We start from the raw sequence: 3,801 nt of genomic DNA, 5'->3' as shown, positions 1-3,801 counted from the left end.
TTCCAGCAACACTTCGTTGAGCGTATGCATCATCAATACCGGATCATCCTGCGACAGAACAATGCCGTGCTCTGACGCTATTCTTTCAATAAGTGCATCTAATTTGTCATTGCTCATGTTAAAACCGCAGCCACATTTTCAATGCTGGTAAAAAGTTGCCTGCGGATAATCGTTAATCTTTGGCGTACCATTACCGGTAATGCGCTATCTTTAAGCGCTTCATCGAAGGTAAATTTTGATTGCAGGATTTCGCTCAAATCTTTGCCGAAAGTCTCAGGCTTGTAATGTGGAATTCGGATGATGGCGGATACTCGCGCTTTGTTATCCACATACGCTTTCATTTCTTCAAACTGTTTGCCATTCATGCTGATTTCTCCCCAATAGGGATTTAACCAGACAACGAACAGCGCTTCCTTGGGGAATTGTTTAATCAGATGCACAAAACCGTTCAATGTGTCCAACAAAGCCTGACTACCGGTGATGACGGTATGCACAACCAGTTCATGCCCCATATCTAAAAGCAAGGCCGGTATCTGGTTGCTAATGAGATAATGTGACATCGGTACAAAGGTGCTGGCCCCATTATCAATAATGACGTCATTTTCTGCTTTGGCGATGAGTTCAATCAGATCATCAAACTTTCTCGGATCAATCTCATCATTGTTCATCACATTAATCTGCTTAACATTGAGTTTTTTAAAGCCATAAAAAGTAGCATTAACCGGATCTGTATCAATGCATAATGGATTGCCGCCTTTGGCAAACTTATGTTGTGCTAGCGTGGATGATATGAACGATTTGCCTACTCCGCCCTTCCCTTGCAGAATCATATGTATTTTAGCCATCAGACCAACTCCTCTTTTTCAGTTGCAGAATTAAAACGAAATCCTTCATGACCATTCCCAGCTGACTTTCCTTGATCAATGCGCGGATGCTGCTTTCTGTCCTCACCAATATGTCGATTGACCAAAGTCCTGAACCATTGATAAGAGCATTTGATTTTTTCTTCCTGGTGCAAAATGTTCCAGATCTGGCGAATCGTCCAACCATCCTTTAATGCTTGTTCAATATCAGGCTTCAACGCGATGAATGCCGGTAAAAATTGCTTACCGGTACTTTTGTTTTTATCCGCATAAAGTGCGATTCGATCTGATAAGGATTTAGTCATCACACAATTTCCACAAAAATATTTATCTTGGCGTACAAATAGCTTTTAGTTCTTTTGCTTTCCTTTCTGTTTCTTTTTGTTGCTTTCAGTCTCAATTAATTGCTTATCCTTTCTTTTTGTTTCCAAGTGACTGTTATTTAGTTGAATAAAGCTTCTTTCAAGTATTTTTATACTGTTTGTAATTATGATATAACGAAAATAAACTATTTGCAAACATCGATTATAGTGTTAGTATATTTCTTAAAACTCACACAACCGGGCAAGATATGTGGAGATGGCCATCTCCACTCCAACTTATTCGCACTCTGTGCTCAACGTTGATCTTGCTCTTCGAGGAAAACTGAAATGATTGACAAAAAGAACCCCAAGATAATCAAAAAAGAAAGAAGAGATAAGAAGCTCAGGGTTCCTGTTTTGCCAACAGAGGAAGCTGAAATAAAGAATAAAGCAACGGATGCCGGATTAACCGTTGCCGAGTACCTGCGCAATCTGGGCCTGGGTTATCAAGTGCCCAGTGTTATAGATAACCGGAAAGTGGATGCTTTGTTAAGAATCAACGCGGATCTGGGCAGATTGGGTGGTTTGATCAAACTTTGGCTTACCAATGACAAACGCACAAAATTGATTGGCAAGTCACAATTACATATGACTTTAGACATTATCCGGAATACGCAAAGCACGATGTTGGATGTCATCATGAAGCTTAAAAAATAATATTCAGATATTAAAAATAACTTTCGGAATAGTCCTTTTTGACTTAAGCAGCTTAAATACGATGATCGCTAAAATCATACCCATCAAATCAGTGCGCAAAAGCAACTACTCTGCGCTGATACAGTATCTGGCCGACCCTCAGGACAAGAGTGAACGTGTCAGCCAGATCAAGGTATCAAACTGCTATACAGACGATCTAACGGCTGGCTTACTTGAAATTCGGAACACGCAGGAAATGAACACGCGCGCCAAATCAGACAAAACCTGTCATTTGGTGCTGAGTTTCCCTGAAGGGGAACGTTTATCTCTTTCTGATCTGAATGTCATTGAAGAACGGTTTTGTGATGTCTTGGGTTTTGGTGGCCATCAACGCATCAGCGTAGTCCACGATGATACCAATAACCTGCACATGCATATCGCGATTAACAAGATTCACCCCAAAATCCATACCATCCACAATCCTTATTATGATTACAAAAAAGTAGCGAAGCTTTGTGAACAAATCGAACAGGAATATGGCTTAATAACAGTTAATCATGAAACTGTGAGTGATAAAGCGTCCAGAGTAGCGCAAGAAATTGAAACCAGAACAGGTGTAGAGAGCTTGCTGGGCTGGATTAGGCGTGAGGCACTTACTGACATCAAGCAGTCGGACAACTGGCAGGACTTGCATCAAGTTCTAGCTAGACATGGCCTTGAAATCAAGGAACGTGGCAACGGGTTTGTATTGGTTGCCAATAATGGCGTGGCTGTTAAAGCCAGCTCTATTGATCGCTCTTTATCCAAAGGGAATTTAACTCAAAGACTGGGTGCATTTGTACCTAGTGATAATTCTGGACAATCGTCACAACAAAACGACAAACAATATCAACCCAAACCACTGCAAAACCGGATTGATACTTCAAAGCTTTATGCGTGGTACCAACAAGAACAGAATGATTCTGCCAGACAGCGAACAAACCAATGGGCAATGTTGCGACGCACAAGGGATCAACTCATTGAGCGCGCCAAACGGGAAGCCAAACTCAAGCGCAACATCATTAAAAGCATCAAAGCTGGGAGATTGGCCAAAAAAGCGCTGTATGCAATTGCACATCAGCAATTCAAAACAACGATAGCAGTTATTCAAGGCGATTATCAGAAAGCCTACCAGCACTCAAAAACCAGTCATTCCAGAATGGGGTGGCTGGATTGGTTAGCATTTGAGGCCAAAAATGGTAATGCTGAAGCATTGGCTATTTTGCGATCCAGAAGAATCGGTCAATTTAAGGGCAATCAGGTATCGGCAAAGCAAAGCAATGATAAACCTAATGACTACTTCAAGGATGGCTTTATTAAAGACAGTTCTGTTGAATCGATCACCAAAATTGGCACAGTCACTTATAAAACAGGATCAACCACCATCCGCGATGACGGCAAGCGATTAATCGTTCTGCCGGATACAACACAAGATGCATTGGCAGATATTCTGCATGTAGCCATGAAGAAGTACGGCAGCCACCTGGCGATCAATGGGACAGAACAGTTTCGCCTTCAGATAGCACAGGTTGCAGCGCAAAACCAAATGCGCATCACTTTTGATGACAAGCGGCTGGAACAATATCGTCAGCAGTTGATGAAACAGTACAAAGTATCCAGAGCGCAATCGGTAGGTGGAATACGATCCATACCCTCAACTCCCAGAAGGAGTCTTTGATGAATAAGAATAGTCTGTTATCTCAAAACAATAGGAAAGTTAAGAAGGATAGGTTCATCGTTCGACTATTATCCGTTGTGTGTCTGATCGGAGGGTTGCAGGTAGCTACCCAGTATTTTGCCCACCAATTCAATTACCAGCCGCAATTAGGCGCGCACTTTTTTAACATTTATGAATCCTGGGCAATTCTGCTATGGGCAAATAAATGGTATGGCGAGTATTC

General features: G+C 41.8%; 4 protein-coding genes and 2 pseudogenes. 3 read left to right on the top strand and 3 right to left on the bottom strand.

Annotated features, from left to right (window positions below):
• From BLU57_RS15440 to BLU57_RS15430, 3 genes and pseudogenes are all read right to left on the bottom strand, one after another.
• Nucleotides 1–117, bottom strand: a pseudogene (locus tag BLU57_RS15440) (conjugal transfer protein TraM); the annotation flags it as partial.
• Nucleotides 114–845 carry a nucleotide-binding protein gene (locus BLU57_RS15435; RefSeq protein ID WP_090322859.1) on the bottom strand — a complete coding sequence of 244 codons (732 nt, stop codon included), beginning with the start codon at nt 843–845 and terminating at the stop codon, nt 114–116. The pseudogene BLU57_RS15440 and the gene BLU57_RS15435, both read right to left, overlap by 4 nt.
• Entirely contained in the window at nt 845–1,168 is a 324-nt protein-coding gene (locus tag BLU57_RS15430; RefSeq protein ID WP_090322857.1) for a TraK family protein, read from the bottom strand. Before BLU57_RS15430 ends, BLU57_RS15435 begins: the two co-directional genes overlap by 1 nt.
• Before the next feature lie 345 nt (nt 1,169–1,513).
• Here BLU57_RS15430 and traJ point away from each other — a divergent pair, with 345 nt between their 5' ends.
• From traJ to BLU57_RS16355, 3 genes and pseudogenes are all read left to right on the top strand, one after another.
• A complete protein-coding gene (gene traJ, locus BLU57_RS15425; RefSeq protein WP_090322854.1) occupies nt 1,514–1,882 on the top strand; it encodes a conjugal transfer transcriptional regulator TraJ in 369 nt (122 codons plus the stop codon).
• Nucleotides 1,883–1,943: 61 nt separating this feature from the next.
• Nucleotides 1,944–3,578, top strand: a complete 1,635-nt coding sequence (traI, locus tag BLU57_RS15420; protein WP_090322850.1) for a TraI/MobA(P) family conjugative relaxase — start codon at nt 1,944–1,946, stop codon at nt 3,576–3,578.
• Nucleotides 3,578–3,801 (top strand): annotated as a pseudogene (locus BLU57_RS16355) (type IV secretory system conjugative DNA transfer family protein); the annotation flags it as partial. The gene traI and the pseudogene BLU57_RS16355, both read left to right, overlap by 1 nt.

It is taken from the genome of Nitrosomonas oligotropha (genome assembly GCF_900106555.1).
GTDB lineage: Bacteria > Pseudomonadota > Gammaproteobacteria > Burkholderiales > Nitrosomonadaceae > Nitrosomonas > Nitrosomonas oligotropha_A.
Note: the sequence above shows the minus strand (reverse complement) of the source record. Positions and strands in the feature narration are given on the sequence as shown.

Coding starts and splice junctions, on each gene's coding strand:
- traJ (WP_090322854.1), top strand. CDS start 1,514: ATGATTGACAAAAAGAACCCCAAGATAATCAAAAAAGAAAGAAGAGAT.
- traI (WP_090322850.1), top strand. CDS start 1,944: ATGATCGCTAAAATCATACCCATCAAATCAGTGCGCAAAAGCAACTAC.
- BLU57_RS15435 (WP_090322859.1), bottom strand. CDS start 845: ATGGCTAAAATACATATGATTCTGCAAGGGAAGGGCGGAGTAGGCAAA.
- BLU57_RS15430 (WP_090322857.1), bottom strand. CDS start 1,168: ATGACTAAATCCTTATCAGATCGAATCGCACTTTATGCGGATAAAAAC.